General features: G+C 31.9%; 22 protein-coding genes. 9 read left to right on the forward strand and 13 right to left on the reverse strand.

Features of this window, described 5'->3' with window-relative positions; translation table 11 throughout:
- Positions 1 to 4: 4 nt before the first annotated feature.
- Positions 5 to 1,237, reverse strand: a complete 1,233-nt coding sequence (locus GN138_RS05015) for a 3-deoxy-D-manno-octulosonic acid transferase (RefSeq protein ID WP_157362697.1) — start codon at positions 1,235 to 1,237, stop codon at positions 5 to 7.
- Positions 1,238 to 1,362: 125 nt separating this feature from the next.
- Here GN138_RS05015 and GN138_RS05020 point away from each other — a divergent pair, with 125 nt between their 5' ends.
- The 4 genes from GN138_RS05020 (at position 1,363) to GN138_RS05035 (ending at position 5,206) form a co-directional block, all read left to right on the forward strand.
- A complete protein-coding gene (locus tag GN138_RS05020) occupies positions 1,363 to 2,523 on the forward strand; it encodes a DegT/DnrJ/EryC1/StrS family aminotransferase (protein WP_157362698.1) in 1,161 nt (386 codons plus the stop codon).
- 3 nt (positions 2,524 to 2,526) lie between these two features.
- A complete protein-coding gene (gene galE / locus GN138_RS05025) occupies positions 2,527 to 3,546 on the forward strand; it encodes a UDP-glucose 4-epimerase GalE (protein ID WP_157362699.1) in 1,020 nt (339 codons plus the stop codon).
- Between the two features lie 13 nt (positions 3,547 to 3,559).
- A complete protein-coding gene (locus GN138_RS05030; protein WP_157362700.1) occupies positions 3,560 to 4,837 on the forward strand; it encodes a metal-dependent hydrolase family protein in 1,278 nt (425 codons plus the stop codon).
- A 177-nt stretch (positions 4,838 to 5,014) separates the two neighbouring features.
- Positions 5,015 to 5,206, forward strand: a complete 192-nt coding sequence (locus tag GN138_RS05035) for a hypothetical protein (protein WP_157362701.1) — start codon at positions 5,015 to 5,017, stop codon at positions 5,204 to 5,206.
- 31 nt (positions 5,207 to 5,237) lie between these two features.
- Here GN138_RS05035 and lspA read toward each other — a convergent pair whose 3' ends face one another.
- From lspA to GN138_RS05050, 3 genes are all read right to left on the reverse strand, one after another.
- Positions 5,238 to 5,741 (reverse strand): signal peptidase II, encoded by a 504-nt coding sequence (gene lspA, locus GN138_RS05040; protein ID WP_157362702.1) that lies wholly within the window; start codon positions 5,739 to 5,741, stop codon positions 5,238 to 5,240.
- A gap of 11 nt (positions 5,742 to 5,752) precedes the next feature.
- Positions 5,753 to 6,646, reverse strand: coding sequence for an ACP S-malonyltransferase (fabD, locus tag GN138_RS05045; protein ID WP_157362703.1), 894 nt, complete (start codon positions 6,644 to 6,646; stop codon positions 5,753 to 5,755).
- 67 nt (positions 6,647 to 6,713) lie between these two features.
- A complete protein-coding gene (locus GN138_RS05050; protein WP_157362704.1) occupies positions 6,714 to 8,267 on the reverse strand; it encodes an NAD(P)/FAD-dependent oxidoreductase in 1,554 nt (517 codons plus the stop codon).
- Between the two features lie 124 nt (positions 8,268 to 8,391).
- Between GN138_RS05050 and GN138_RS05055 the strand changes: the two genes are divergently transcribed.
- Positions 8,392 to 9,399 (forward strand): App1 family protein, encoded by a 1,008-nt coding sequence (locus GN138_RS05055; protein WP_157362705.1) that lies wholly within the window; start codon positions 8,392 to 8,394, stop codon positions 9,397 to 9,399.
- Here the strand turns inward: GN138_RS05055 and ppk1 are convergent.
- The 6 genes from ppk1 to GN138_RS05085 all read right to left on the reverse strand — a co-directional run bounded on the left by ppk1 (position 9,396) and on the right by GN138_RS05085 (position 16,145).
- A complete protein-coding gene (gene ppk1, locus GN138_RS05060) occupies positions 9,396 to 11,420 on the reverse strand; it encodes a polyphosphate kinase 1 (protein WP_157362706.1) in 2,025 nt (674 codons plus the stop codon). The two genes, GN138_RS05055 and ppk1, sit on opposite strands and share 4 nt — an antisense overlap.
- Before the next feature lie 125 nt (positions 11,421 to 11,545).
- Entirely contained in the window at positions 11,546 to 12,373 is an 828-nt protein-coding gene (locus tag GN138_RS05065) for a phosphatase PAP2 family protein (protein WP_157362707.1), read from the reverse strand.
- Positions 12,374 to 12,403: 30 nt separating this feature from the next.
- Positions 12,404 to 13,018 carry a deoxynucleoside kinase gene (locus GN138_RS05070; RefSeq protein ID WP_157362708.1) on the reverse strand — a complete coding sequence of 205 codons (615 nt, stop codon included), beginning with the start codon at positions 13,016 to 13,018 and terminating at the stop codon, positions 12,404 to 12,406.
- A 3-nt stretch (positions 13,019 to 13,021) separates the two neighbouring features.
- Complete coding sequence (locus GN138_RS05075) at positions 13,022 to 13,822, reverse strand: hypothetical protein (protein WP_157362709.1); 801 nt, start codon at positions 13,820 to 13,822, stop codon at positions 13,022 to 13,024.
- Between the two features lie 96 nt (positions 13,823 to 13,918).
- The gene (locus GN138_RS05080) at positions 13,919 to 14,602 is read right to left on the reverse strand and encodes a response regulator transcription factor (RefSeq protein ID WP_157362710.1); all 684 of its coding nucleotides are present in this window, start codon (positions 14,600 to 14,602) and stop codon (positions 13,919 to 13,921) included.
- A complete protein-coding gene (locus GN138_RS05085) occupies positions 14,595 to 16,145 on the reverse strand; it encodes a sensor histidine kinase (RefSeq protein WP_157362711.1) in 1,551 nt (516 codons plus the stop codon). Before GN138_RS05085 ends, GN138_RS05080 begins: the two co-directional genes overlap by 8 nt.
- 125 nt (positions 16,146 to 16,270) lie before the next feature.
- On the opposite strand from GN138_RS05085, the gene GN138_RS05090 reads away from it, so the two are divergent.
- The 4 genes from GN138_RS05090 to GN138_RS05105 all read left to right on the forward strand — a co-directional run bounded on the left by GN138_RS05090 (position 16,271) and on the right by GN138_RS05105 (position 21,355).
- Positions 16,271 to 16,645, forward strand: a complete 375-nt coding sequence (locus tag GN138_RS05090; RefSeq protein ID WP_157362712.1) for a hypothetical protein — start codon at positions 16,271 to 16,273, stop codon at positions 16,643 to 16,645.
- An 11-nt stretch (positions 16,646 to 16,656) separates the two neighbouring features.
- A complete protein-coding gene (locus GN138_RS05095) occupies positions 16,657 to 17,508 on the forward strand; it encodes a GLPGLI family protein (protein ID WP_157362713.1) in 852 nt (283 codons plus the stop codon).
- A gap of 114 nt (positions 17,509 to 17,622) precedes the next feature.
- Positions 17,623 to 18,531 carry a GLPGLI family protein gene (locus GN138_RS05100; protein ID WP_157362714.1) on the forward strand — a complete coding sequence of 303 codons (909 nt, stop codon included), beginning with the start codon at positions 17,623 to 17,625 and terminating at the stop codon, positions 18,529 to 18,531.
- A gap of 97 nt (positions 18,532 to 18,628) precedes the next feature.
- Complete coding sequence (locus tag GN138_RS05105) at positions 18,629 to 21,355, forward strand: carboxypeptidase regulatory-like domain-containing protein (RefSeq protein ID WP_157362715.1); 2,727 nt, start codon at positions 18,629 to 18,631, stop codon at positions 21,353 to 21,355.
- 67 nt (positions 21,356 to 21,422) lie between these two features.
- On the opposite strand, the gene GN138_RS05110 is transcribed toward GN138_RS05105, so the two are convergent.
- The 3 genes from GN138_RS05110 to GN138_RS05120 form a co-directional block, all read right to left on the reverse strand.
- Positions 21,423 to 23,255: a peptidase associated/transthyretin-like domain-containing protein gene (locus tag GN138_RS05110; RefSeq protein WP_157362716.1), complete on the reverse strand. Its 1,833-nt coding sequence runs from the start codon at positions 23,253 to 23,255 to the stop codon at positions 21,423 to 21,425.
- Positions 23,256 to 23,397: 142 nt separating this feature from the next.
- Positions 23,398 to 25,782, reverse strand: coding sequence for a sodium-translocating pyrophosphatase (locus GN138_RS05115; protein WP_157362717.1), 2,385 nt, complete (start codon positions 25,780 to 25,782; stop codon positions 23,398 to 23,400).
- Between the two features lie 359 nt (positions 25,783 to 26,141).
- Complete coding sequence (locus GN138_RS05120) at positions 26,142 to 26,672, reverse strand: inorganic diphosphatase (RefSeq protein ID WP_157362718.1); 531 nt, start codon at positions 26,670 to 26,672, stop codon at positions 26,142 to 26,144.
- Positions 26,673 to 26,835: the final 163 nt, after the last annotated feature.

The raw sequence follows: 26,835 nt of genomic DNA on the forward strand, positions 1-26,835 counted from the left end.
AGGCTCAAAAATAAGCCATTATTTTATTTACGGCACCTTTGTTTTTTCTAATAAATGAAGCAGTTATTACGCCTTTATTTTGTCTTAAAAATTTATCCGTAATAAGCGCATTTAAAGAAGAATTGAAAGCTGTAGCACTTGCCAAGCTAGTAACACCACCTAAATCTATTAATGCTTTAGCTTCAGGAAATTTTTCATAATTCTTACCGATAAGAATAGGAATACCAAATACAGCTGGTTCTAATATATTATGTAAACCAGTTGAGCCAGCGCCTCCACCGATATAGGCAATGTCTGCATAACTGTATACTTTACTTAAATATCCAATAGTATCTAATATAAAAACTTGATAATCTTTTAAGTTTTTAGTATCGTCTAATTCAGAAAAGCAAATAGTATTAACCTTTAATTGCGATTTAAGTGAAGCCACATAACTTGCTTTTATGTTATGAGGCGCAATGATATATTTTACTTCAGAGTTTTTAGTAGTATTAATATAATCTAAATATAGCTTATCATCTTCTGGCCACGTACTGCCAAAAACCATACAAAGTTTATCATCTTTAAAAGCTTCAATAAACGATACAGTGTTGTTTATTTTGAGCTGATTAGAAACACGGTCAAAACGCGTATCTCCTGATACAGAAGCGTCAGCATAACCTATTTTTTGAAGTAAAACCTTAGAGTTTTCATCTTGAGTAAAAATATGACGGAAACCAAATAAAGCAGATTTAGTATAACTGCCATACCATTTAAAAAAGGATTGGTCTTTTCTAAAAACGGCCGAAATTAATAAGGCATTTAAGTTGCGTTTTTTTATTTCGTGTAAAAAGTTAGGCCAAATTTCATATTTAACAAACAAAATATAATCGGGATGTACAAGGTCTAAAAATTGTTGGGCATTCGTTTTAGTATCTAAAGGGAGATAAATAACAACATCAGCTATTTTGGTGTTTTTTCTTACTTCGTATCCAGAGGGAGAAAAAAATGAAATTATAACTTTATGCGTCGGGTATTTAGCTTTTAAAGCTTCAAAAACTGGTAGGCCTTGTTCGTATTCTCCTAACGATGCACAATGAAACCATAAGGTTTTATCTTCTAGCTTAATGTTGTTTTTAAGTTTAGTAAACGTTTCTTTTCTACCAACAACACCTTGCTTCAATTTAGAATTGAATAATGCCGCAATTTTAATGATAAAACTTGCCAAATAAATTCCTATGGAGTAGAGTCCTTTCAAAAATAAATATTTGTGCTAAAATACATTTCTTTCAATTAATTGCGTTGTCATAGCCATTACAATTTCGTACTTTCGCTTAAAGCTTTTAAGCTCGTTTATTTATATACTAAAATGTTGTCGTTAAGATGAAAAAAATTCAAATGGTTGACCTTCAAAGTCAATATGCAAAAATAAAAGATGTTGTAGATCCTTCAATTGCAGAAGTTATGGAAAGTGCGGCATTTATCAATGGACCAAAAGTACATCAGTTTCAAAAAAACTTAGAAGATTACCTAGGTGTAAAACATGTTATACCTTGTGCTAATGGTACAGATGCTTTGCAAATTGCAATGATGGGTTTGGGCTTAAAGCCTGGTGATGAGGTGATAACAGCAGATTTTACGTTTGCAGCAACAGTAGAGGTTATCGCTTTGTTACAATTAACACCAGTATTAGTTGATGTGGATCCTGTATCATTTAATATTGATGTAGAAGCGATTAAAAAAGCAATAACACCAAAAACAAAAGCTATTGTGCCTGTACATTTATTTGGTTTGCCTGCCAATATGGATGCTATAATGGATTTAGCTAAAGAACATAATTTATATGTAATAGAAGATAATGCCCAAGGCATTGGAGCAGATTACACGCATAAAGATGGTACTAAAACTAAGACAGGTGCTATTGGTCATGCTGCGAGCACATCATTTTTTCCATCTAAAAATTTAGGTTGTTATGGTGATGGTGGTGCCATTTTTACAAATGATGATGATTTAGCGCATACCATTAGAGGTATTGTAAATCATGGCATGTACAAACGTTATCATCATGATGTTGTAGGTGTAAATTCTAGATTAGATTCTATACAAGCCGCAGTTTTAGATGCAAAATTACCACATCTCGATACGTACAATGCAAAACGACGTGATGCAGCTAGAAAATATAATGAAGCATTTAATAATCATCCAAAAATCACTATTCCAACAGGAAGAGACGTTTGTGATGGTATTTGTGATGTTTGTGATTGCCATGTATTTCACCAATATACATTAAATTTAAAAGATGTAGATCGTGATGCTTTGGTGGCCCATTTACAAGAAAATAATATTCCATGTGGTGTGTATTATCCAATTCCTCTTCACAGACAAAAAGCGTATTTAGATCAGCGTTACAATGAATCTGATTTTACAGTTACTAATCAGCTTGTTAATTCGGTTATTTCATTACCAATGCATACCGAATTAGAAGATGATCAAATTGAATTTATAACTAGTACAGTTCTTAATTTTATAAATAACAAATCTTAAAATATGAAAATATTAGTAACAGGAGGTTTAGGTTTTATTGGTTCTCACACCGTTGTAGAATTACAAAACGAAGGTTATGAGGTGGTTATTATAGATAATTTATCTAATTCTTCCGTTGATGTTTTAGATGGCATTACTGCAATAACCAATAAAAAACCAATTTTTGAAAAATTAGATTTAAAAGTAAAACAAGACGTTCAAGATTTTTTTAAGCGTCATAACGATATTGTTGGTGTTATTCATTTTGCTGCCAGTAAAGCCGTTGGAGAGAGTGTTGCAGAACCATTAATGTATTATGAAAATAATATAACGACTTTGGTGTACATGCTTCAAGAATTAAGTGGTTTAGGTAAAAAGAATTTTATATTTAGTTCCTCTTGTACAGTTTATGGACAAGCAGATAAACTACCAATTACGGAAAACGCACCTGTTAAACCAGCAGAATCCCCTTATGGTAATACTAAACAAGTTGGTGAAGAAATTATAAGAGACACCTGTAACATTAATAAGGAGGTTAATGCAATTGCATTACGTTATTTTAACCCAATTGGTGCACATCCTTCTGCAAATATTGGTGAATTGCCAATTGGAGTTCCCCAAAATTTAGTGCCTTACATAACACAAACAGGTGTAGGTTTAAGAGAACAGCTTTCTGTGTTTGGTGGTGATTATCCAACATCAGACGGTACATGTGTTAGAGATTATATACATGTTGTAGATTTGGCAAAAGCACATGTTGTGGCTTTACAACGTTTATTAAATGAGAATAATGAAACCAATTTTGAGTTTTTTAATCTCGGAACAGGAAAGGGAAGTACGGTTTTAGAAGCCATCCAATCTTTTGAAAAAGTTTCTGGTAAAGCTTTAAATTATAAAATTGTAGATAGAAGAGAAGGTGATGTAACTGCAGCTTATGCAGATACTGCTAAGGCTTTAAATGTTTTGGGTTGGAAAACGGAATTAACATTAGATGACGCCATGGATTCTGCCTGGAAATGGGAACAGAAAATAAGAAACAAATAATTATTTATTTATTATGAAAACTATACTCAGAATTTTAGTGTTTATGTCTGCTTTGTCCATATCAGCACAAAGTACGTATCTACATTGCGGAAAATTAATAGACACTAAATCTGGGAAAGTTTTAAGCGAAAAAACAATTGTAGTTTCTGGTAAAAAAATTATTTCGGTAGAAAATGGATATATAACTCCAAACAATGCAGAGGATATTACTGTAGATTTAAAATCTAAAACCGTAATGCCCGGATTAATAGATATGCATGTTCATATTGAAGGCGAAACAAATCCTAAATCTTATCTAGAAGATTATACCCTTAATGATGCAGACATTGCTTTTAATTCGGTGAAGTATGCTAAAGTCACTTTAATGAGTGGCTTTACAACCGTTAGAGATTTAGGTGGTTCTGGTGTAAATGTAGCGCTTAGAAATGCTATAAATGCAGGTAAAATTGAAGGCCCAAGAATTTTTACAGCCGAAAAAGCTTTAGCAACAACAGGTGGACATGCAGACCCAACCAATGGCGCTAAGAAAAGCATTATGGGAAATCCTGGACCTAAAGAAGGTGTGGTTAATGGTGTAGAAGATGCAAAAAAAGCCGTAAGACAACGTTATAAAAATGGAGCAGATTTAATAAAAATTACAGCCACAGGAGGTGTGCTTAGTGTCGCTAAGAGTGGGGAAAATCCTCAATTTACAGTTGAAGAAATAAAGGCTATTTGTGATACTGCTAAAGATTACGGATTTCATGTTGCGGCTCATGCACATGGAGATGAAGGCATGCAACGCGCTATATTAGGAGGTGTTAAAACCATTGAGCATGGTACGTTAATGAGTGCTGAGACTATGGAGTTAATGAAAAAACACGATGTGTATTTAGTACCAACAATTACAGCTGGTAAATTTGTTTCAGAAAAAGCTCAAATTGATGGCTATTATCCAGAAATTATTGTGCCTAAAGCTTTAGATATTGGACCTAAAATTCAAAAAATGTTTGGCAGAGCTTATAAAGCTGGTGTTGGCATTGCTTTTGGTACTGATGCAGCTGTGTTTTATCATGGCGATAATGGTAAAGAATTTGGGTATATGGTTGAAGCCGGAATGCCAGCAATGGAGACTATACAGAGTGCTACAATTACTAATGCTATGTTACTAAAATTAGACGAAGAAATTGGGCAAATTAAATCGGGTTATATCGCAGATATTATTGCTGTAAATGAAAACCCTATTACTACAATTTCTACAATGGAAAATGTCACTTTTGTAATGAAAGAAGGTGTGATTTATAAAAAGTAACAATTCTTCTCATTATGAGATATTCATCTTAACCAATTGAGATTACTTATGCTTTAAGTGTTTGGTGAATTGATTTAACATACCATATTACTTAAAGATTTAATTAGGTTTTAACGTTTATAACTTGGTGTTGGTTATCATTCTTTGTTGCTTTGCATAGAATGATAATTGAGAAACATGAAATTGATAAGTATTAAAAGAGAGACCAAAACAGAAGGTCGTTTCACTAAGAAAATGGGTGTTCTACTCACTGAAGTTACCTATATTAAAAAGCAATTTTTAAATATACCTTATAAAACTTTACATAAATATCGCGAGACGTATTATGGAGAAGTTAAAGATTGTGAAGATTGCCAATTGGCGCGCTAATCACCAATGTTTCTAGTTTTATTATAACTGATTATTTAGACTCTGTAAGTACTTTTTCTTTGTTTCGGTTTAAAAAACCACTAAGTAAAAGCATTACCATACCTGCTGATACAGAAAGGTCAGCGACATTAAAAATACCAGTTTTAAAAATGCCTCCTAAGTCTATAAAGAAGAAGTCGGTAACTTGGCCAAATGCAATACGGTCAAAAACGTTTGCAATTCCACCACCAACAATACAGCAGAAAGCGATAAGACTTAGTCTATCTAATTCTTTAGTTTTTACAATGTAATACACTACATAGCCTAAAACTATAGTTGGTAATATTAATAAAAAAATTAACCTAAGTGTCGGATTCATATCGCTTCCCATACCCAAAAAAGCACCTTTGTTCTCTACCCAAATTAACTGAAAGTAGGAGCCAATTACATCAATTTGTTCTTTAAAAGTTAAGGTTTTGCGCACAATAACTTTAGAAATTTGATCTATAGCAATATTGAAAATAATAAGCAGAGTAATGAATAAGTTTCTATTCAAAGCAGTAGATTTTATGCGTTAGTTTCAAAAGTTGCAGAAGCTGTTTCTGATGCTCTGTTTATCTTCTTAACTAAGCCTTGTAAAACTTTGCCAGGACCTACTTCAGTAAAACTTGTAGCACCATCTTTAATCATTTGTTGTACAGATTGTGTCCAACGCACAGGAGCCGTTAACTGAGAAATTAAATTAGCCTTTATTTCATTTTCATCTGTAATTGCTGTCGCTGTTACATTTTGATATACAGGGCAATTAGGTTTGCTAAAAGTTGTGCTTTCAATAGCAGCAGCAAGCTCTTCTCTAGCAGGTTCCATTAATGGTGAGTGAAACGCACCTCCAACAGGTAAAACTAAAGCACGTCTGGCACCAGCCTCTTTCATAGCTACACATGCTTTATTTATAGCATCTACTTCGCCAGAAATTACTAACTGACCAGGACAGTTATAGTTGGCAGCAACCACAACACCTTCAATTTGAGCACAAACGTTTTCTACAATTTCATCTTCTAGTCCTAAAACTGCAGCCATAGTACTTGGTTGAATTTCACAAGCTTTTTGCATAGCTTCAGCACGTTGGGAGACTAGTTTTAATCCATCTTCAAAAGTTAATGCACCTGCAGCAACCAAAGCAGAAAATTCTCCTAGTGAGTGACCAGCAACCATATCTGGTTTAATAGAGTCGCCTAACGTTTTTGCTAAAATTACAGAATGCAAAAATATAGCAGGCTGTGTTACTTTTGTCTGTTTTAAGTCTTCAGCGGAACCTTCAAACATTACATCTGTGATTGAAAATCCTAAAATATCATTAGCTTTTTCAAATAATTCTTGTGCAATAGGTGAGTTTTCGTATAAATCTAATCCCATTCCTGAGAATTGAGCACCTTGCCCTGGAAATATATATGCTTTCATTGGTTGTGATTTTAGTTATGCAAAAATAGGAATAATATCTTTAAACGTAATTAATTCTTTATTTCCATTAAGAGCACGCGGCTTCAGCACAACGCTCACCATCCATAGCTGCAGATATGATACCACCAGCATAACCACCACCTTCTCCACATGGAAATAAATTAGCAATTTCTGGATGCTCTAAAGTTTCTGTTCTTGGAATACTCACAGGAGATGAGGTTCTAGATTCTACACCAATAATATTAGCTTCTTCGGTGTAATACCCTTTCATTTTTTGACCAAATGCTTTAAAACCTTTTCGTAGTGAACCACCTATTATTTTTGGTAATAAAGAGTGTAAAGGTGCAGATTTTAAACCTGGTTGATATGAAGTTTCGTTTAAACTGGTTGATGTTTTGCCTTCCACAAAATCCGTTAGCTTTTGTGCAGGCGCAGATTGTTTTCTGCCTCCAGCGGTAAAGGCTAAACGTTCTAAATCTTTCTGATATTCTAAAGCTTTTAGAGCACCAAAATGTTTGTATTTATATAAATCTTTATCTGCATTTATTTCGGTAACAATACCAGAATTAGCAAATTTATTATTTCGTTTAGAAGGGGACATTCCATTAACTACAACTTCTCCATTTGCTGTTGCAGCAGGTACAATAAAACCACCAGGACACATGCAAAAAGAGTATACACCTCTATGGTTAATTTGTTCTACCAAACTATAAGAAGCCGCTGGTAATAACTCATCTCTAGTTTCGCCTGGGCAATGGTATTGTATACTATCAATAATTTCTTGTGGATGCTCAACTCTAACTCCCATTGCAAAGGATTTTGCTTCTAGTTTAATTTTTTTGTTATTCAATAAATAAAAAATATCTCTTGCAGAATGACCAGTTGCTAAAATTACCTTTTCAACATCAAGTTCTTTTCCATTTAAAAGTTGAAGTGCAACAATCTTATTGTCTTTTAAAGTAAAGTCTGAAACACGAGATTCAAAATGAACTTCACCACCAAATTTTAATATAGTTTCACGAATATTAGTGACAACCTTTGGTAATTTATTAGTACCAATATGCGGATGCGCATCTACTAATATTTGATCCGTTGCACCATGGTACACCAAATTTTCAAATACTCTACGTACATCACCACGTTTTAAACTTCTGGTGTAAAGTTTACCATCAGAGTAAGTGCCAGCACCACCTTCGCCAAAGCAATAATTAGAATCTTCGTTTACAAGATGATCTTGGTTAATGGCTTTTAAATCGCGTCGTCTATCTTTTACATTTTTGCCACGTTCTAAAACAATAGGTTTAAAACCTAATTCTATACAACGCAGTGCAGCGTACATGCCGGCTGGTCCAAATCCGATGATATGAATTGGTTTTGCATTAGAAACATCTTTATAATTAAAATGATAAGCTGAGGTTTTTGGCATGGGTTCATTAATGTAAACTTCAACCTTGTAATTAAACATGATATTTCGCTTACGCGCATCAATAGATTTTCTTAGAATTTTAATTCCAGAAATTTCAGAAGCCTTTATGTCCAAATTATAAGCTGCTTTTTTTAGCAAGCTGTTTGACTGTTTTTCTTCATGTAAATTAATACGTAATTGTAATGCTCTTATCATGTAGCGAAATTAATTATAATTATGAAGACTTACAGTTTATCTATCTAAATTTAGATAAAATGGTTAAGATGTTTTTTAGCTTTATAGATTTTATTATCTTGAAAATTATTAAAAATAATTTCATTTGAGCTGGTTAAAGAAAGACCCTTTACAGATTATTGCTTTTCAAGGTTATGGTACTGATTCTCATTTTTATGCGCGCGGAAGAGCATTAGAAGATGAGTCTATAGATTTAGATGAACAGCATATTTGGCATCTTATTGTAAATACATGGAAGCGTTTTGAAACTGATGAAATTAAAAACGTAGGTGTAAGTATAACCTTGCCAAATAATACCATACTTAAAGGTGTTACTGATAATAAAGGGTATTATAAATTTGAAGAAAATTTAGAAAACCTAAAAGCACTTACCAATAAAGAAGGTTGGTTGTCATTTGAGTTGTCTTATGACGATTTAAAGATTAAACGGATCATACAGAATGAAAATAGATTTCCCGGTGAAATTTTAATTCCGTCCACTAAAGCACAATTTGGCGTAGCGAGTGATATAGATGATACCATTTTGCACACAGGTGTGGTGTCTACCTTAAAATGGAAAGTAATTTATAACTCCATTTTTAGACATGCTAAAAATAGAATTCCGTTAGAGGGTGCAGCAGAATTTTACCATAAACTCCATAAAGGGATATCTGGCGAAAATGCAAACCCCATTTTTTACGTTAGTCATAGTCCATGGAATTTGTATCGTTATTTAGAGTTGTTTTTGAGACAAAACAAATTTCCTAAAGGCCCAATTTTATTAAGAAGTTTGAGTAATTTTTTAAAGAAAAAGCCTCAAGATGAAAAACCTCAGAAACAAAAAGAAATTCTTAATCTTTTAAAAACATATCCCAATTTACCGTTTATTTTAATTGGTGATAGTGGTGAGCATGATCCAGACATTTATATGGAAATTGCAGAAGAATTTCCAAATCGTATTTTAGCAATTTACCTTCGTAGTGTACAACACAAAAAGAAAATGTTGCGTGTAAAAGGTTTGGTAGAAAACTACAAAACTACAATGGTTTTAATGGTAGAAAGCAGTGAGCAAGCCATTGAGCACGCCACAAAAAACGGTTTTATAAAATCCTAGTTTTTTAATTCTTTTATGTAATTATATGTAGCGTATTGGGCTCTTATGTCTTTGTTAGTAGATGAGACATAAATATTGTTTTGCTGTTTATCTATACGTCTAGCTTTAGTATTATCATTAAGTTGTAATGTAATAATATCTCTAATAGTTTTATGAATATCAGCATCTAGTATTGGTGTTAAAACTTCAATACGATGATTTAAATTTCTTGTCATCCAATCGGCAGAGCCAATGTACATTACCTCTTTTTTGTTATTACCAAAAATATAAACTCTACTGTGTTCTAAATAACGATCTACTATACTGGTTATGGTTATATTTTCACTCTGATTTTTTATACCAGGTATTAGGCAACAAATACCTCTTACAATTAGTTTAATCTGCACACCAGCATTACTTGCTTGGTATAATTTTGAAATTAATTTTTTATCCTCTAGACTATTCATCTTTAAAATAATATAAGCGTTATTACCATTTTTAGCTATATCTATTTCATTCTGAATTAAATTTTCAAACGTTTGTCTGGTTTTAAATGGTGATACTACAACCAGTTTTGTTTTAGGTATAATTGTAATGCCTTGTAACACTAAAAATACCTTATTAATGTCTTTAGTGATTTTTTTATTGGCGGTAATTAAACTAAAATCACTGTAAATTTTAGACGTTTTTTCGTTGAAATTACCAGTACTTATTAAAGCGTATCTTTTGGTTTTATCTTCTATTTCCCTTTCTATATAAATAATTTTAGAATGTACTTTTATTTCGGCATAACTATAAATTACAGTAGCGCCATTTTCTTTAAAAATTTGTCCCCATTTTATATTATTTTCCTCGTCAAACCTGGCTTTAACTTCAATAAAAATAATTACGTTCTTACCATTTTTGGCCGCTTTTGCAAGGGCTGTGTTTAACCGAGATTCATCAGCTAAGCGATACATTGTCATTTTAATTGTGCTCACTGTTGGGTCATTAGCTGCTGTTTCTAATAATTGTATTACAGGTGTAAAGGAATGATAAGGGTAATGAAGTAGTTGGTCTTTTTCATCTATAACATCAAAAATATAATTTGCTTTAGATAATTTTGAATGTTCAATTTGTTTAAAAATAGGATATGAGAAATCTTTATCCGTAGGATTAGGAAAACTGTAAAAATCCTTAAAGTTGTGATAATTACCACCCAAAATGAAATCTGCAATAGATACATCTAACAAGGTTTTTAATGACTCTCGTTCTTTTTTTGGCATTTCTGAATCAATGAGAATACGGGTTGGTTGACCTGTTTCTCTATTTGGTAAAGATGCTTTTATCTTTTTCATTAAATCACCAGAAAACTCGTCTTCTATATAAAGTTCTGCATCTCTAGAAATTTTTATTGCGTAATAGGTTACATCTTCATTAAAAGCATTAGAAAGGGCGTGTCTTAATATATCATCTATAAAGGTTATAAAGTGATTGCCATTTTCTTCTGGAAATGAAAAAAATCGCGATTCACTTTTAGGTATTTTTATTAACTGAAATTTACGTTCTAAAAACGCTACTAAATACGAATTTTCATTTTCTACAAAAACTGATGCGTCTAAACTGTAAAAGCTACTTTCTAAATTTAGTTGAGAGATAAGTTGATTTTCAAAATAATCTAAAGCTATTTGTTGTTGACTTGTCGAAAACTGATTGTGATTAATAAGATGAATATTCTCAGCTTTTAAATCTGGTATAATTTGTTCTTTAAAAATTTTACCAAATTCTTGTTGTTGAATATCAACCTGTTTATTTATTTCTTTTAAAACTTTATTTGGTTTAGTAATTAGCTTTTTTCGAAATGGTTTCTTTAGGTTTTTAATTTGCCTTATATCGGAAACTCTAACTTTATAAAACTCATCTAAATTTGAAGAAAAAATAGACAAAAATTTTATGCGCTCGTATAAAGGGTTTCGTTTGTCTGAAGCCTCTTGTAATACTCTGTGGTTAAATCTTAACCATGATAAATCTCTGTGGAATACCTTAGAATTGTACAATTTCATAACTGTAAAAATAAAGTTATAAAAATGAAGTGTTGTTAGCTAAATGCTAAGTTTTAAAAACCAGCTGTTAACTCATTTACTTATTAGTAAAAGTTTAAATTTATTACAATAATTTTAATATGATATTAAAATGTGCCGACAACACCAATAGTGCCTGCTCCCATTTTTAGTCGCCAAGAGATTTGTTTTGGCTCTTGAAACTCGTACCGATTTGTTTTTCTTAAAAAGTTATCAATACCATCCGTAATAACTATGCTAATAGCCATACCAAAACCAACATCAGATATCCAATGTGCGTTTTCCCATAATCTAGAAATAGGTGCAATAGAACCAACAGCATAAATTCCGGCTTTTACCCAGAAATTATTAAACTGTTTCGCTATAGCATGTGCCATTGAAAACGATAAAATAGAGTGACCAGAAGGAAAAGAATGGTAACCAGGTAAATTACTAAACATTTTAAAACTATTGTGGTCACCTTCGTTTGGTCGAGCTCTGCCAACAGCCGTTTTTGTAATAGTTTGAAATAACCCAGAAGCAACAGCAGAAGACAAAATTAAAACACCTGTATATCTTACTTTTTCGTTTTTGGTAAGCAAACCAAAACCATATACACCTGCAGATACCATAAAGAAATTTTGGGGGCTTCCAAAATACCACCCAAAATCTTTTAATACTACAGGTACATCTTCGGCTTGTTTAGAGAAATAACGCTGAGCTTCATTGTCTGATAAATACAATAAACTTGTGCCTGCAATAAAACTACCAGCAGTAATAAAATCTTTTTTTTGCCATCTTAAAGGTTGCGTATAAGCATTACCAACACTTTTTATAACTGAGATTCCGTCGTATTTAAAATTGTTCCATATTCTTTTACCAGCAGAAATAGAGTCGTTTTGTGACTGTATGTTAAATGTAAATAATAATGCTAAAGCAAATAAAAAATATTTCAAATTTAAGGGTAATAGTTAAAGATTTTAATTTTAAAATAAACCATTAATTTCAGCATCAATTCTGTTGATTATGTCTCCTAAGTCTTCAGGATTGGCAACAAAATCTAAATTATCTACATCTATAATTAATAAGTTGCCTTTATCGTATTTTGTAATCCAAGCTTCATAACGTTCGTTTAATCGGCTTAAATAATCGATACTGATTGTGTTTTCGTAATCGCGTCCTCTTTTATGGATTTGTGCCACTAAATTAGGAATAGAACTACGTAAATAAATAAGTAAATCTGGTCCTTTTACAAAAGATTCCATTAACTCAAATAAAGACGAATAATTTTCAAAATCGCGATTGGTCATTAAACCCATAGCATGAAGGTTTGGAGCAAAGATGTGCGCATCTTCATAGATAGTTCTATCTTGAATGATGTCTTTTCCGCTATCATGGATTTGATTAACTTGTCTAAATCTACTATTTAAAAAATAAACTTGCAGGTTAAAACTCCAGCGCTCCATCTGATTGTAAAAATCATCTAGGTAAGGATTGTCTACTACATCTTCTAACTGTGCTTCCCACTTAAAATGTTTGGCTAGTAATTTTGTAAGCGTAGTTTTTCCAGCTCCTATATTTCCTGCAACAGCAACATGCATAATCTATTCTATTTTTAGTTGGTAATGACGAAGTAAATTTTCGTGGTAAAGATACACTGTTTCGTTGGTTACCAAAAACTGATTTATTAACATTTTTGGATGTTTAATAGGTAATATTTCTGTTTGGTTTTTTTTTAAGATGAACAAGGAATCTTCTTTTTTTAAAACCAAATGCGCTTCGTTAAATGTTAAACTTTCGTAACCTTTATTTTTCAGTTTCCTAATTAAGCTTCCAAAATAATTATAGATATAAAGATAGTTTTCAGTGAGTAAGAAGCTATAATTATAATCACTTTTTAAATCTAAAACTTTAGACTGTACAGGTACTGTTTTTAGTTTGGTTTTATTTGAAGCATAATCGTATAATTCTAAATATTGAAAATCTTCATTAAATAACCAAAGCGTATTGTTATAGCCAGAAGATACAAACGATACGTTTTTGTAGGTTGTATTAGAATTAAAGTCAATTTTTGAAATCTCAGCCAAGCGATTATCTAAAATTATAACCGTATTAAAATCTTTGTAGAACAGATTTATTTTTAAAGGATTAAATGTATTTGCAGATGTAATTTCCCCTAACTGAAAATTAGAATAACTAATAGTGGTGTCCTTTGTTTTTTTATTGAAGGTGTTATTTTCCGTTGCGTAATAAAAGGTTTTATAATTATCTATTCCAAAAATAGACTTCGCTTTTATAATAGTAGAATCTTTTAAAGTCGCTGTAGCTGTAATGGGTGGTTGGTTTTTTTCTTGCGTAAAGCCTAAAAAACTAGAAATTAAAAATAAAAGAAAAAGCTTTTGCATACAGGTTTACCACTTTAGACTGAAAAATACAAAATTGTATGAATTTATAACGCTTAAGGATTGCAGTAATTTTAAAAACGAACAGATTTAATAAAATTATTCCGTTAATTTATAACCAAACCCACGTACATTAATAATCTGAATGTTTTTGTCCTTTTGTAATTTTTTACGGAGTTTACTAATGAAAACATCCATGCTTCTGGCAGTAAAAAAATCATCGGTTCCCCAAAGCTTATTCAATATTAAAGAACGGTCTAAAACCTGATTTTTATTTTTTATAAGATGAAATAATAGATGTGCTTCTCTGTGTGTAAGTTGCACGGATGCCTCATCCATAAAGCTTAATTGTTGTTTAGGAAAATCGAAAGTGAAGTGACCAAGCGTCATAATCTCAGACGCTTTTTGTGTTTTAGTTCTATCTATTAAATTATGCACTCTAACAATAAGCTCTTCCATGCTAAACGGTTTTTTAAGGTAGTCATTTCCACCAATAGAAAAACCTTCAACCACATCTGTAGTTTGAGATTTTGCAGTTAAAAATATAATCGGAATTGTATCATCAGTAGCCCTTATTTCTTTTGCTAGAGTAAAACCATCCTTTTTTGGCATCATTACATCCAAGACTAAAATATCTGGAGATTCAGATTTATATTTTTCAAATGCTTTTTCACCATTATCACAAAGTATTACTTCAAAATCTCTGGTTTCAAGACTTTCTTTTATAATTTGCCCTAATGCGGCTTCGTCTTCGGCCAATAATAGTTTAATGTTTTTAGACATTGGGTAGTGTGATTTTAAAAGTGGTTAAATTATTATTTAAATCTAAACTTATAGAGCCATTATGTTTTTCTATTATTGTTTTGGTGTAGTATAGACCAATACCAAAACCTTTTACATCGTGTTTGTTGCCTTTTGGTACACGATAAAACTTATCGAAAATTTGTTCTTTATTGGTTTTGGTTAAACTGGTTCCGTTATCAGATATTAAAATTGTGCAATTAGTTTTATTCGCCTTTAACGCAACTGTAATTTCTTTTCCACCATATTTTATAGCATTATCAAAAATGTTATTTAAAGCGTTTTCAATATGAAATATATCTGCATTAATAATTATATTTTCTAGCTGAAAATTACTGTTTATTGTTTTTTCTAAAAATTGTACTTTATAGCGATGGGTTAGCGCTAAAAGCAATTCAGATAGGTTAATTTTTTCTTTTTTTAAGTCTAAATTATTACTGTCTAAGGTTGCTGTTTCAAGTATTTTTTCAACCATAACATTTAGTTTTTCTAATTGTTCCGATGACATTTTGAGGTACTTCTTAGTCTTCTCCTTGTCTTCAATGGCATTAAAATTATTTATACTTTCTAACGCTGCACTTATGGTAGCTATTGGCGTTTTAAATTCGTGTGTGATATTACTAATAAGGTCATTTTTTACTTCGGCTAGTTGCTTTTGATCTCGTATAATTTTTAATAGAAAGAACAGACAGCTTATTACGGCTAAAACGAGTAGTGTTGATACGAGAATACCTCCCAGACTTCGTTTTAAAATAGTTATAGTTTCATTGCTAAAACTAATATATAAAGTACTCCTTTTTGGTAAAAATGTAGATTTGGAGGTTGTGCTTAATTTCTCTGGAGGAATTTTAACTGAGTCTAGCTTAGTTTTAGTGGCATCATAAAAATGTAAATTGTAATTTAGATAAAGTTTCTTACGTAATAATTCTATGTTTACTAAGCTATCTATTTCAACCAAATCTAGACTGTCGTTATTAATGGAAACCACAATTTTAGAAGTTAATACTTCAAACTCAGAAGCATCTTCTATTTTAATACTATCTATTTTATTTTTAAACGGAAACACTTTAATTGAATCTTTGGCCTTTTCCTTTGCATTAGTATTGAAGTTAAAGTCTTTAATTTTTATTGGCTTTAATTTTCGGTCTATAACATCAGACATTGAATCTGCACTAAAGCCAGTCATTATGGTTACGCCTTTAATAGCATTGGCATCTAAGCTGTCTAAATCTTTAATATCAAAGGAGTCTTTGTCTATGGTTTTAAAGAAATTTTCTAGTTTTCCGCCTTCCTTAAATGCATTTTTTTGCTGGTCACCTTCTAGAAAAACACCAATAGTTGTTCTCTCTGCTAAAGCAGCATAGTAATCGTCAACAGCTTTGTCTAAGCTAACTTGTACATCATTGATTAACTGTTGTTTATTGGCTTGGTAATTCTTGAAGTTCCAATATATTTGTATACAAATAGTTGTCATAATTAATGCAACTATGGCGTATAAAATCCATTTGTGAGTTTTAGCATTCATGTTTCAAATGTAAATCTAAAAATCAAGTTACAATAAATGGGTTAACACTCGTTAACACTTGTTAACTAAAATAATAATTGGTAGTGGTGATATTTGTGATGTATTAATCAATAAAAAGAACAGTTATGTTTAAAAATGTATTCTTATGCTTTACTCTATTGGTGGCTACTTTTGGGTATTCGCAATCGCAAAACAATGAAACTTTAACAAAACCATCACAAACAATAATTACTAATGTAGATATTGTGGTAGAGGTAGATTCTGCTGCAGATATAGAAAAGACCTTTAAGGTAGAAGACATTAAAAAAATTATTGAATCATCTGAGAAAAATGAGACTATAACATTTAAAATTGTTTGCCAAGGGAATCAAGATTCTGCGGAAAAAGACTCTAAAATGACTTACAAGGTAGAAGGTAATACAAATTATCCCAATGAATTCTTAAACTTAATAACTAATGTAAGGGCATCTGCTATTAAATTTTATAACAACAAAATCTAAATTTTAAAATTATGAAAAAACAACTACTATCATTCATAGGTGTATTTATGCTTTTAGTAACTGGTGTCAGTGCCCAAGATTTTCAAGGTATAGCAACTTACAAAACGCAACGTAAAATTGATATTAAAATGGATAGTACCAAAGTGAATGATGCTATGCAAACAAAAATGTTGGAGATGATGAAGAAGCAATTTCAGAAAACATACACACTAACTTTTGATAAAACGTCTTCTTTATATAAACAAGAAGCAGAATTAGATAAACCACAAATTGGTGGAGAAATTATGATGTCTTTTGGTAATAGCGGAGACGATGTTTTTTATAAAAACATAAAAGACAAAAAGTATATAGACCAAAAGGAAACTATGGGTAAAAAATTTTTAATTAAAGATTCTATAGTAGCCATAGATTGGAAACTAGAAAAAGATACTAAACATATTGGCGAGTACATGTGTTTTAAAGCGACTTATACAAAACAAGTGCCTAAAAGAAATTTTAACTTTAGCAGTAATTCTAATAAAAAGGACGATGCTGAGGAAGAAGAAAAAGAACCAGAAATGACTGAGCGTACCATAACGGCTTGGTACACGCCTCAAATACCAGTAAGTAATGGACCTGCAAAGTATCAAGGTTTACCTGGTTTAATTTTAGAAATTCACGATGGCACATTAACCGTAATTTGTAGCCAAATTGTGATTAACCCAGAAGAAAAAGTTGAAATTGTTGAGCCAGCAAAAGGCAAGGAAGTTAGCCAAGAAGAATACGATGATATTATGGATAAAAAGACCAAGGAAATGATGGAGCGTTATGCGCCTCGCAAAGGTTCTAAAGGGGAAGGCTTTAGTATTACAATTGGAGGATAATTTTCTTAACATAAGTTTAACAAGCTGACATTTTACTTTTCTTCATCTCTAAAGTCTTATCTATTGTAAGATTAACTAAATTCGTTTAGGAGTTTAAACAACATCGATAAAAACATGAAGAAATTACCATTAAAAATTGCATTTCTATTAACTGTCTTTTTTACAAGTTTCAATGCATTTTCTCAAGATTTTCAAGGCAAAGCGTATTACCAATCTAAAACTACAGTGGATTTAGATGAATTTGGAGGAAGAGATATGAGTCCTGAAAGAAAAAAGCAAATTCAAGAACGTATGAAGAACTTTTTAGAAAAAGAATACGTGCTTACATTTAACCAAGCAGAATCTATTTATAAAGAAGAGGAGAAATTAGAAGCTCCTGGAGGAGGAAGAGGATTTCGTTTTGGTTCTAGTTTATCCAGTGGTCCAAAATATAAAAATGTAAAGACTAAGGAGGTTATTACGGATCAAGAATTTTTTGGTAAACAGTTTTTAATTGTAGATGAGTTAAAAGCTTTAGAATGGAAAATGGGTACAGAGACCAAACAAATTGGTCAGTACACATGTTTTAAAGCAACAGCAACGACTACGTCTGATGCATTTGATATTACTAGCTTTAGAAGACCAGGAAGGGGTAGAGGTAATGATAGAGAAGAAGATAAGAAGGAAAAGGATAGTTTAGGGAGCAAAACCAAAGGAGATAAAGAAAATCCAGAAGTTAAAGAACCAAAAATAATAGAAGTTGTAGCATGGTATTCCCCACAAATACCCGTAAATCAAGGGCCTGATGGATATTGGGGATTGCCAGGATTAATTTTAGAAATTAATGCCGATCGTACAACAATTTTATGTACAAAGATTGTTTTAAACCCTGAAGAAAAAGAAGAGATAGAGAAACCTAAAAAAGGAGATAAAGTAACACAAGCAGAGTACACAGAAATTGTTACCAAAAAGATGGAAGAAATGAGAGAGATGTATGGTGGACGAGGACGAGGTGGACGAGGTGGCGGACGTGGACGAAATTAATCCATAACAATATTTTTGCACAACCATTTATTAAATTAAATGCAAAATGGCATTTGATATAAGCAAAAGTTAAATATAACAATCACAACCAAATTATATGAAGAATGTTTTAGCGCTATTATGTATAGTAATAGCAAGTAGTTCCTTTGCCCAAATTAAACTGCAAGGTGTTGTAAAGGATAGTATTGGTACACCTTTAGAACTTGCAAATGTTATAGCAATTAACAAAGAGTCTAATTCTTTAGAGTCTTACGGCATAACAGATTCTAAGGGTAAATTTGTACTGTCTTTAAGTAAGAATACCTTATACAATATTCAAATTAGTTACATTGGTTTAAAATCTGTTGATGAAACTATACAAACTAAAGAAGAAAATTTAACTAGAAACTTTAATATGGTCGCTGATAACCAACTCGATGCAGTAGAGATTACCTACGAGATGCCAGTAACTATTAAAGGAGATACCTTAATTTATAATGCAGATTCTTTTAAAAATGGTTCTGAGCGGAAGCTAGAAGATGTACTAAAAAAATTACCAGGAGTAGAAATAAATGATGATGGACAAGTTGAGGTAGAAGGTAAGGTTGTAGATAAATTAATGGTAAATGGAAAGGATTTTTTTGATGGTGATTCTAAACTGGCAACAAAAAATATTCCGTCTAATGCTGTAGATAAAGTACAGGTTTTACGTAATTATTCTGAGGTTGGGCAATTAAGTGGTGTACAGAATAACCAAGATAATGTAGCTATTAATATTAAATTAAAAGAAGGAAAAGAGAACTTTTGGTTTGGTGATGTTACTGCAGGAGGAGGTGTTGCACCCTCACCAACTGATGAACTTTACCTAGTACAACCTAAGCTTTTTTATTATAGCCCTAAGTATAGCATTAATGTTATTGGTGATTTAAATAATACAGGAGAAGTAGCATTAACCGGAAGAGATTTGAGAAATTTTGGAGGTGGCTTTAGAGCACCAAGCAGCAGTAGCGGAACAAGTATCAATCTTGGAGATAATGGCTTACAAGGTTTAACAAATCTTGGTGATGCACAAAAAATAGAATCTAAATTAGCAGCTGTTAATTTTAGCTATGCACCAAATAAAGCACTAGATTTAAGTGGATTTATAATTTATAATGCTAATCGATTAAATACAAGAGAAGAAAGTTTTGTGCGTTATACAGATTCAGATTTAGGAATTCCAGATGAAGAAACAATTCAAACGGGTAGAGAAGCCACTAATCAAGGTTTAGCAAAACTAAGTGCCATCTATAAGCCTAATGTCAATAATCAACTAAATTATGATATTCTTGGTCGTATTTCAGATGATTCTGAAGCTAACAATGTGTTTTCAGATGTTGTAGGAAGCACTAATCAACTCGATGAGGCTAAACCATTTAGTATTAATCAAAATGTAAATTATTATTATACGTTAAATGAGACTAATATTTTTGCTTTTGAAGCGCAACATTTAATTAAGGACGAAGATCCCTTTTACAATGTTACTGGGCTAAAAGATGAAGATGCTTTTGAGACTACAGCAGGAGCTTTAGGGTTAGATACTGATCAAACCAATTATAACTTAAATCAAGAGAGACGTATTAAATCTAATCAGTTAGATGCCAAATTAGATTACTATAATATCCTTAATTCAAAAAGTAATATCAATTTTACTTTAGGTACAATTTTGAGTAATCAGCAGTTCAACTCAAATATATTTCAGTTTTTAGATGATGGTACTTATTTTGATCCTGTAGCTACTCTCACAACTAGTAATGGTGTTTTATTACGTAATGAGAATGATACCGAATATAATTTTAGTGACGTTTATTTAGGAATGCATTATACTCTAAAAACGGGTAAGTTTACCATTACTCCTGGATTTTCAGTACATGCATATGGTAATAAAAATACACAATTTGGTGTAACTTATAAAGATGATTTCTTTAGAATATTACCAGATTTTGAAACTAGAATTCAATTTAAAAAGAGTGAAAGTTTAACCTTTAGCTATAGTATGGAAAACTCATTTACTGATGTGACTAGTTTGGCTGAAGGTTTAGTTTTAAATAATTATAATAGTATTCAGTATGGTGAGCCAGAATTACAGAATGCCCTTTCCCATAACATAAGTCTACGTTATTTTAGTTTCAACCTTTTTAATTATACTAATGTATTTGCCTTTTTTAATTACAATAAAAATATCGATCAGATACGTTCACTTACAGATTTTGATAATGTAATTAGAACAAGTACTTATTTTAATTCTAATTTCGCAGACGAGAGTTTATCTACATTTGGAAGAATTCAACGTACCTTTGGTAAATTAAGAGCTAGTTTAAGAGCCAATTTTAGTTATAGTAAAATAAATCAGTTTATTGAAGATGAAAGGTCAGTGAATGAAAGTTTCACACAAAGTTACACTCCAGAGTTGAGTACTAATTTTAGAGAGTGGCCAAATGTAACTTTAAAGTACAGTCATAGTATTAGTGATACTAATCAAGGAGGTGATGATATTAAATATACTACAAGTGCACCATCAATAGAGTTTGATGCTTATATATGGGATTCTTTAACCTTTAGAACAGATTTTGCTTATACAGAGCAAAGTAGTAATGTAGGACCTACAGAATCGTTTAAAACATGGGATGCGAGTTTAGCTTATAGAAAAAATCAAGATGCTAAATGGGAATACCAGATTAAAGCTTCCAATTTATTAGATATAGATTCTAATGTAAGTAATGGTTCTAGTAATATTTCGGTTTATAGTTCTGAGACTTTTATTTTGCCAAGATTTATTACTTTTAGGTTGACTTATACGCTTTAGAAACAAGTTTAAAATAGAAAAGCCTTCTATTAATTAATTGAATAGAAGGCTTTTTTTTATTCTTTTATTAATTATCCCTCAACACATGCACAATACCATTAATTGTATGAGAACCACCATCCAAATCTTCGTAAGTTCCACTAAAATTAATATCAATATATTCTCCAACAGCACCGAAGGATGTTAAGTTGTATATTATATTGTTATTAGAATTAGACATATCCATACATTCTTGGATATTAAAACCAGTATCGTTAGGATTATTCCAATCAAAATTATCATAAGTACCCTCATAATTAGAAGCATCTAAAACGCCCATCATATAAAAACAGGTATTGTTGCCAGTACTGTTTCCATTACCACTAATACTTATTGATGGTGCATTAGAGGCATCTGATACTTCTGCATACCAAGACTGAATGCCATCAATAATAAATACAGAATCATTATCATCAATGGTGTATTGAATAAATTCAGTAACAGAATTACATGCTGTTACGGTACCAATATTGGTTAAAGGTGTTGTAAACGTATAACTAATGCTGTCTGTAGTTTGAAGATTGACATAATCACTTCCTTTTATTCCAAAGGTGTTGTCTCCTTCACAGCGCAATAGGTTAATTTCAAAAGTGCCATCACTGACCACATCGGTAAATGTTTGGTAGCCATAGCGTAATTGCACGTAACCATCCGTTACAGCATTATCATCGCAAGTATTGAAATTTCCAAACACTGTTTCCTCAATCACATCAGAACTATAAGTAACCGTAACTGTTAAGTTAGAATCTGCATTAAAAGGTCCAATTTGTTCGGTATGAATAGGTGTGTTACCACAATAACTATACATATAAACATTAAGTTCTAGAACTTCATCTAGAGGAATTAAACCACACACTTCGCCTACATCATTACTATAGCCTGAGGATGTTGGGTATAAGTAATTTGGATTAGAATGTGTTAATGTTAAAGATTGATTTGCTAACGGATTTCCTTCTTGGTCAATTAAAGTAATGCATAAGTTCACTGCAGGAAATTGCGCATCTAAATTCCAGAATGAAAAATGAGAAACTGTACCAACATACATATTACCTTGTAAAGTGGCTTGGCCTTCTTCTTTCCAATAGCCATTAGTTTCATCAAAATACCAAAGCGGAATTGTTGTTGGAGCAGTACTCATTAAACTAGCATCAACTGGTATTTTAATCTCAGAAGTAGATCCTGTAGCTAAATTTAAATCTTCACCACTAGAACCTCTTAATTCTACAGCTAACATACCTAACGTTTGAAGCATGCGTTCAGCCCCTTCTTCATTTTGAGCATATAACATACCTGGCATTTGTAAAGCCATATTATCATCAGCTGGATCTAAATGATGCATTATTACATCTACTGAGCCAGAATATGTTGAGCCATCTTCTTTTATAAAATTACCATCAAAACTTACAGAGCTTCCATTTGCTATACTAATTGTTTCTGGCGCTCCACTTGTAACAGTGCCAGCAACTGTAGCTTCAAGTAGCATTATGGTTACTTTGTTAGTACCACCTGAAGGCACAACACTACGTGAACCATGAATATAGCCAGCCTTTTCAGCTTTTATGTATCCAAAACGTTCATTAACGTTAGCATCATTAATAATAAAAATTCCGTTACTATCTGTTGTTGCTGTTTCGTTACCAATAGAGATAGTAACACCTTCAATAGGATTGTTATTTATGTCAATGACGTTTCCTAAGAAGTTTCTTGAAATCTCATTTCCAAAATATTCAGAAAAGGTGTCTGGAATAATTTCTTGTTGTTCACTACCAGTGCTACCATCGTCCTTTTCACAAGATGTTATGGTAATTAATGCAAATAGAAAACTTAGTATAAAATTGGGAAGCTTTTTAATAGTCGTCATAATTGAGAGTATTGATTTTGGTTACTTATTTTTTATAGAACAGTTAAAAAAGTAAAATTCCTACTCAATGACTCAAGTTTTATAAAATATAAAACCCTCATAATTAAATCATGAGGGTTTTTAAATTAATATTAAAAAGCTGTTATACTTTAGAAATAGCTGTTTTTTTAATTACTTTCTTCACCTTACCAGTGTTATCTTTCAAAGTTTTTTCAAAAGCTTTTAATTCCTTTTCAACTTCAGCTTTAGTGCCTTCAAAAACGATAGATTCTGTTACTTTTTCTCCATTTTCAATTACAAAATAATCTACGGTTGCAATAGCAGAATCTTTAGAGTCTACAGTCATCTCAATAGAAACTTCTTCTTCATTATTTGCATAGGCTTCATCAGCAATTGTTGCAATACTAGGCGCAATTACTAATGCTACAACAGACATTAATTTTAATAAAATATTTAAAGAAGGACCTGAAGTATCTTTAAATGGGTCACCAACGGTATCTCCAACAACCGCTGCTTTGTGAGCATCTGTTCCTTTGCGACCTTCTTCTTCAATTGTTTTCTTAGCATTATCCCATGCACCGCCAGCATTAGATTGAAAAATCGCCATTAACACACCACAAGTAGTTACACCTGCTAATGTACCACCTAACATTTCTGCTCCACCAATAAACCCAATAGCTACAGGAACCGCAATGGCTAATAAGCCTGGTAATACCATTTCTTTAATAGATGCTTTTGTTGAAATATCTATACATTTACCGTAGTCCGCAACACCATCTGCTGCATCAAATGTTTTTCTATCTTCAGGAGTAGCCTTGGTCATATCAGAATCATATTTACGCATTATTCCTAAAGCCGCTTTTAATTCTGGAATATCTCTAAACTGACGACGAACTTCTTCAATCATTGCCATTGCAGCTCTACCCACGGCATTCATGGACAATGCTGAGAATACAAATGGCAACATACCTCCAATTAATAATCCAGCCATAATATCTGGTCTAGACACGTCAATTGAAGTTACATTAGCAGTTTCCATAAAGGCAGCAAATAAAGCTAATGCAGTTAACGCAGCAGAAGCAATAGCAAATCCTTTACCAACAGCTGCAGTTGTATTTCCAACAGCATCTAATTTGTCAGTACGTTCGCGTACTTCACTAGGTAATTCTGCCATTTCAGCAATACCACCTGCGTTATCACAAATAGGTCCATAAGCATCTACTGCTAACTGAATACCTGTATTTGCTAACATGCCTACGGCAGCAATTGCAATACCATATAAACCTGCAAAATGATGAGATACTATAATTGCGGCGGCAATTAATAAAATAGGAATCGCTGTAGACATCATACCTACACCTAAACCTGAAATTATATTGGTCGCAGATCCTGTTTCAGATTGTTTAACAATGGATAAAACTGGTTTTTTACCTGTTGCGGTGTAATACTCAGTTATTTTACCAACCAATAAACCTGCTACTAAACCTGCAATAGTAGCCCAAAAAACTCCCATAGATGTGTAGGTTACAGCCCCATCTACCCAAGATTCTGGTAACATTTGTTGAATAATAAAATACGACGCAACTAACATTAAACCAGCAGAACCAAATTCCCCAATATTTAAGGCTGTTTGTGGATTGCCGCCATCTTTAACACGTACAAATAAAGTTCCTATGATTGACATAATTATACCAACAGCAGCAAGTACCAATGGCAAATAAACAGCTCCTAGGCCATCAAATGCACCTTGAAATTCTGGTAACGTAGCATAAATTGCTCCTAATACCATTGTACCAATAATTGAACCTACATAAGATTCAAATAAATCTGCTCCCATACCAGCAACGTCACCAACATTATCACCAACGTTATCTGCAATTGTAGCAGGATTTAAAGGATGGTCCTCAGGAATACCAGCTTCAACTTTACCAACAAGGTCTGCACCAACATCGGCCGCTTTAGTATAAATACCTCCACCAACACGTGCAAATAATGCAATTGAAGATGCACCTAATGAGAAGCCTGATAATACATTTAAGACTTCATTTAATTCCCATCCTTGACCGCTATATATCATAAAAAGTCCGCTAAGACCTAAAACACCTAAGCCTACAACGCCTAAGCCCATTACTGCTCCACCAGCAAAAGCGACTTCTAACGCTTTGCCTAGAGAATGTCTGGCAGCTTGTGTTGTTCTTACATTTGCTTTGGTTGCTACTCGCATTCCAATAAATCCTGCCAAAGCAGAACAAATAGCTCCTACAATAAAGGATACAGCTACCATTCCGTTAGAGCCTTCCTCATTACTGCCTTTAAAGAATAATAAAACAGCTACAGCAGCAACAAAAATTGCTAATACTTTGTATTCTGCTTTTAAAAAAGACATGGCACCAACTGCAATATTTTTTGCGATTTTTGCCATTTTATCTTCACCAACATCTTGTTTTGAAACCCACATATTTTTTAAGAGAACAAACAACAATGCTAGTACACCAAAAATTGGTAAATAGTTAACAATATATTCCATAAGTTTATTAATTAAGTTAGTTAAAATTAAATCATATGCTAATGTAGTGAATTGTATTAAATTTTACGAAAAAAGCAATATAAATTACGTTCTATTGTTTATAATTTATTTTTTTGCCAAATAATTGTGATATCGAAAACGTTGTAGTTAAAAAAATATATTTTGAAATGTAATTTAATCGTCTATTAAAGGTTCTAAATATTTATAAATTTATTGATATAATGGTAAGATTTTAACCTTGGGTAATTGTTAGTAATGATGCTTGATTTTAATGGTTATATACTTAATTAAAAATTTACATAAAAAAATAACCCTTTTGTTTTTTACAAAAGGGTTACATTAATCTGTTTATAGATAAATTAAATGGTGAATGTACGTTTTTTCTTATGTTCACTATCGTCATAGCGTTGTACACATTCTTTATAAATTTTTACAGCTTCTTCTGCGTTACCCCAGCCACCAACATCAACTTTCTTTTTTTCTAAATCTTTATAAACTTGAAAAAAGTGTTCTATTTCCTTTAATCTATGTGGATTTAAATCGCTTACATCTTTGTTGTTACTCCAAATTGGGTCAGATACAGGTACACAAATTATTTTTTCATCAGGCCCTTTTTCATCAGTCATATGAAATACACCAATTGGTCTTACTTCCATAACTACCATTGGGAAAGTAGGCTGGTGTCCAAGTACTAAAACATCTAATGGGTCACTATCTAATGCCAAAGTTTCAGGTACAAAGCCATAATCACCAGGATACATCATAGATGAAAATAGCATGCGGTCAAATCTAATTTTATGTAATGCAAAATCATATTCGTATTTATTACGACTACCTTTTGGAATTTCTATAAGTACGTCAAAGGTTACATCTTCTTTTTTTTTGGACATGTTAAATTGTTTTGTAATTTCTAAAAAAAATATCAAATGAATAGTTTATGATATTTGAGACTGTAAATATAATGCATTGTTTTTAGCAATATTATATAAAGGCATACTAAATGTAAAAAAATGTAATAGAAGATTGTAATGTTTTATAAATTATATAATCTCT

This window comes from Winogradskyella endarachnes (assembly GCF_009741275.1).
GTDB classification, from domain to species: domain Bacteria; phylum Bacteroidota; class Bacteroidia; order Flavobacteriales; family Flavobacteriaceae; genus Winogradskyella; species Winogradskyella endarachnes.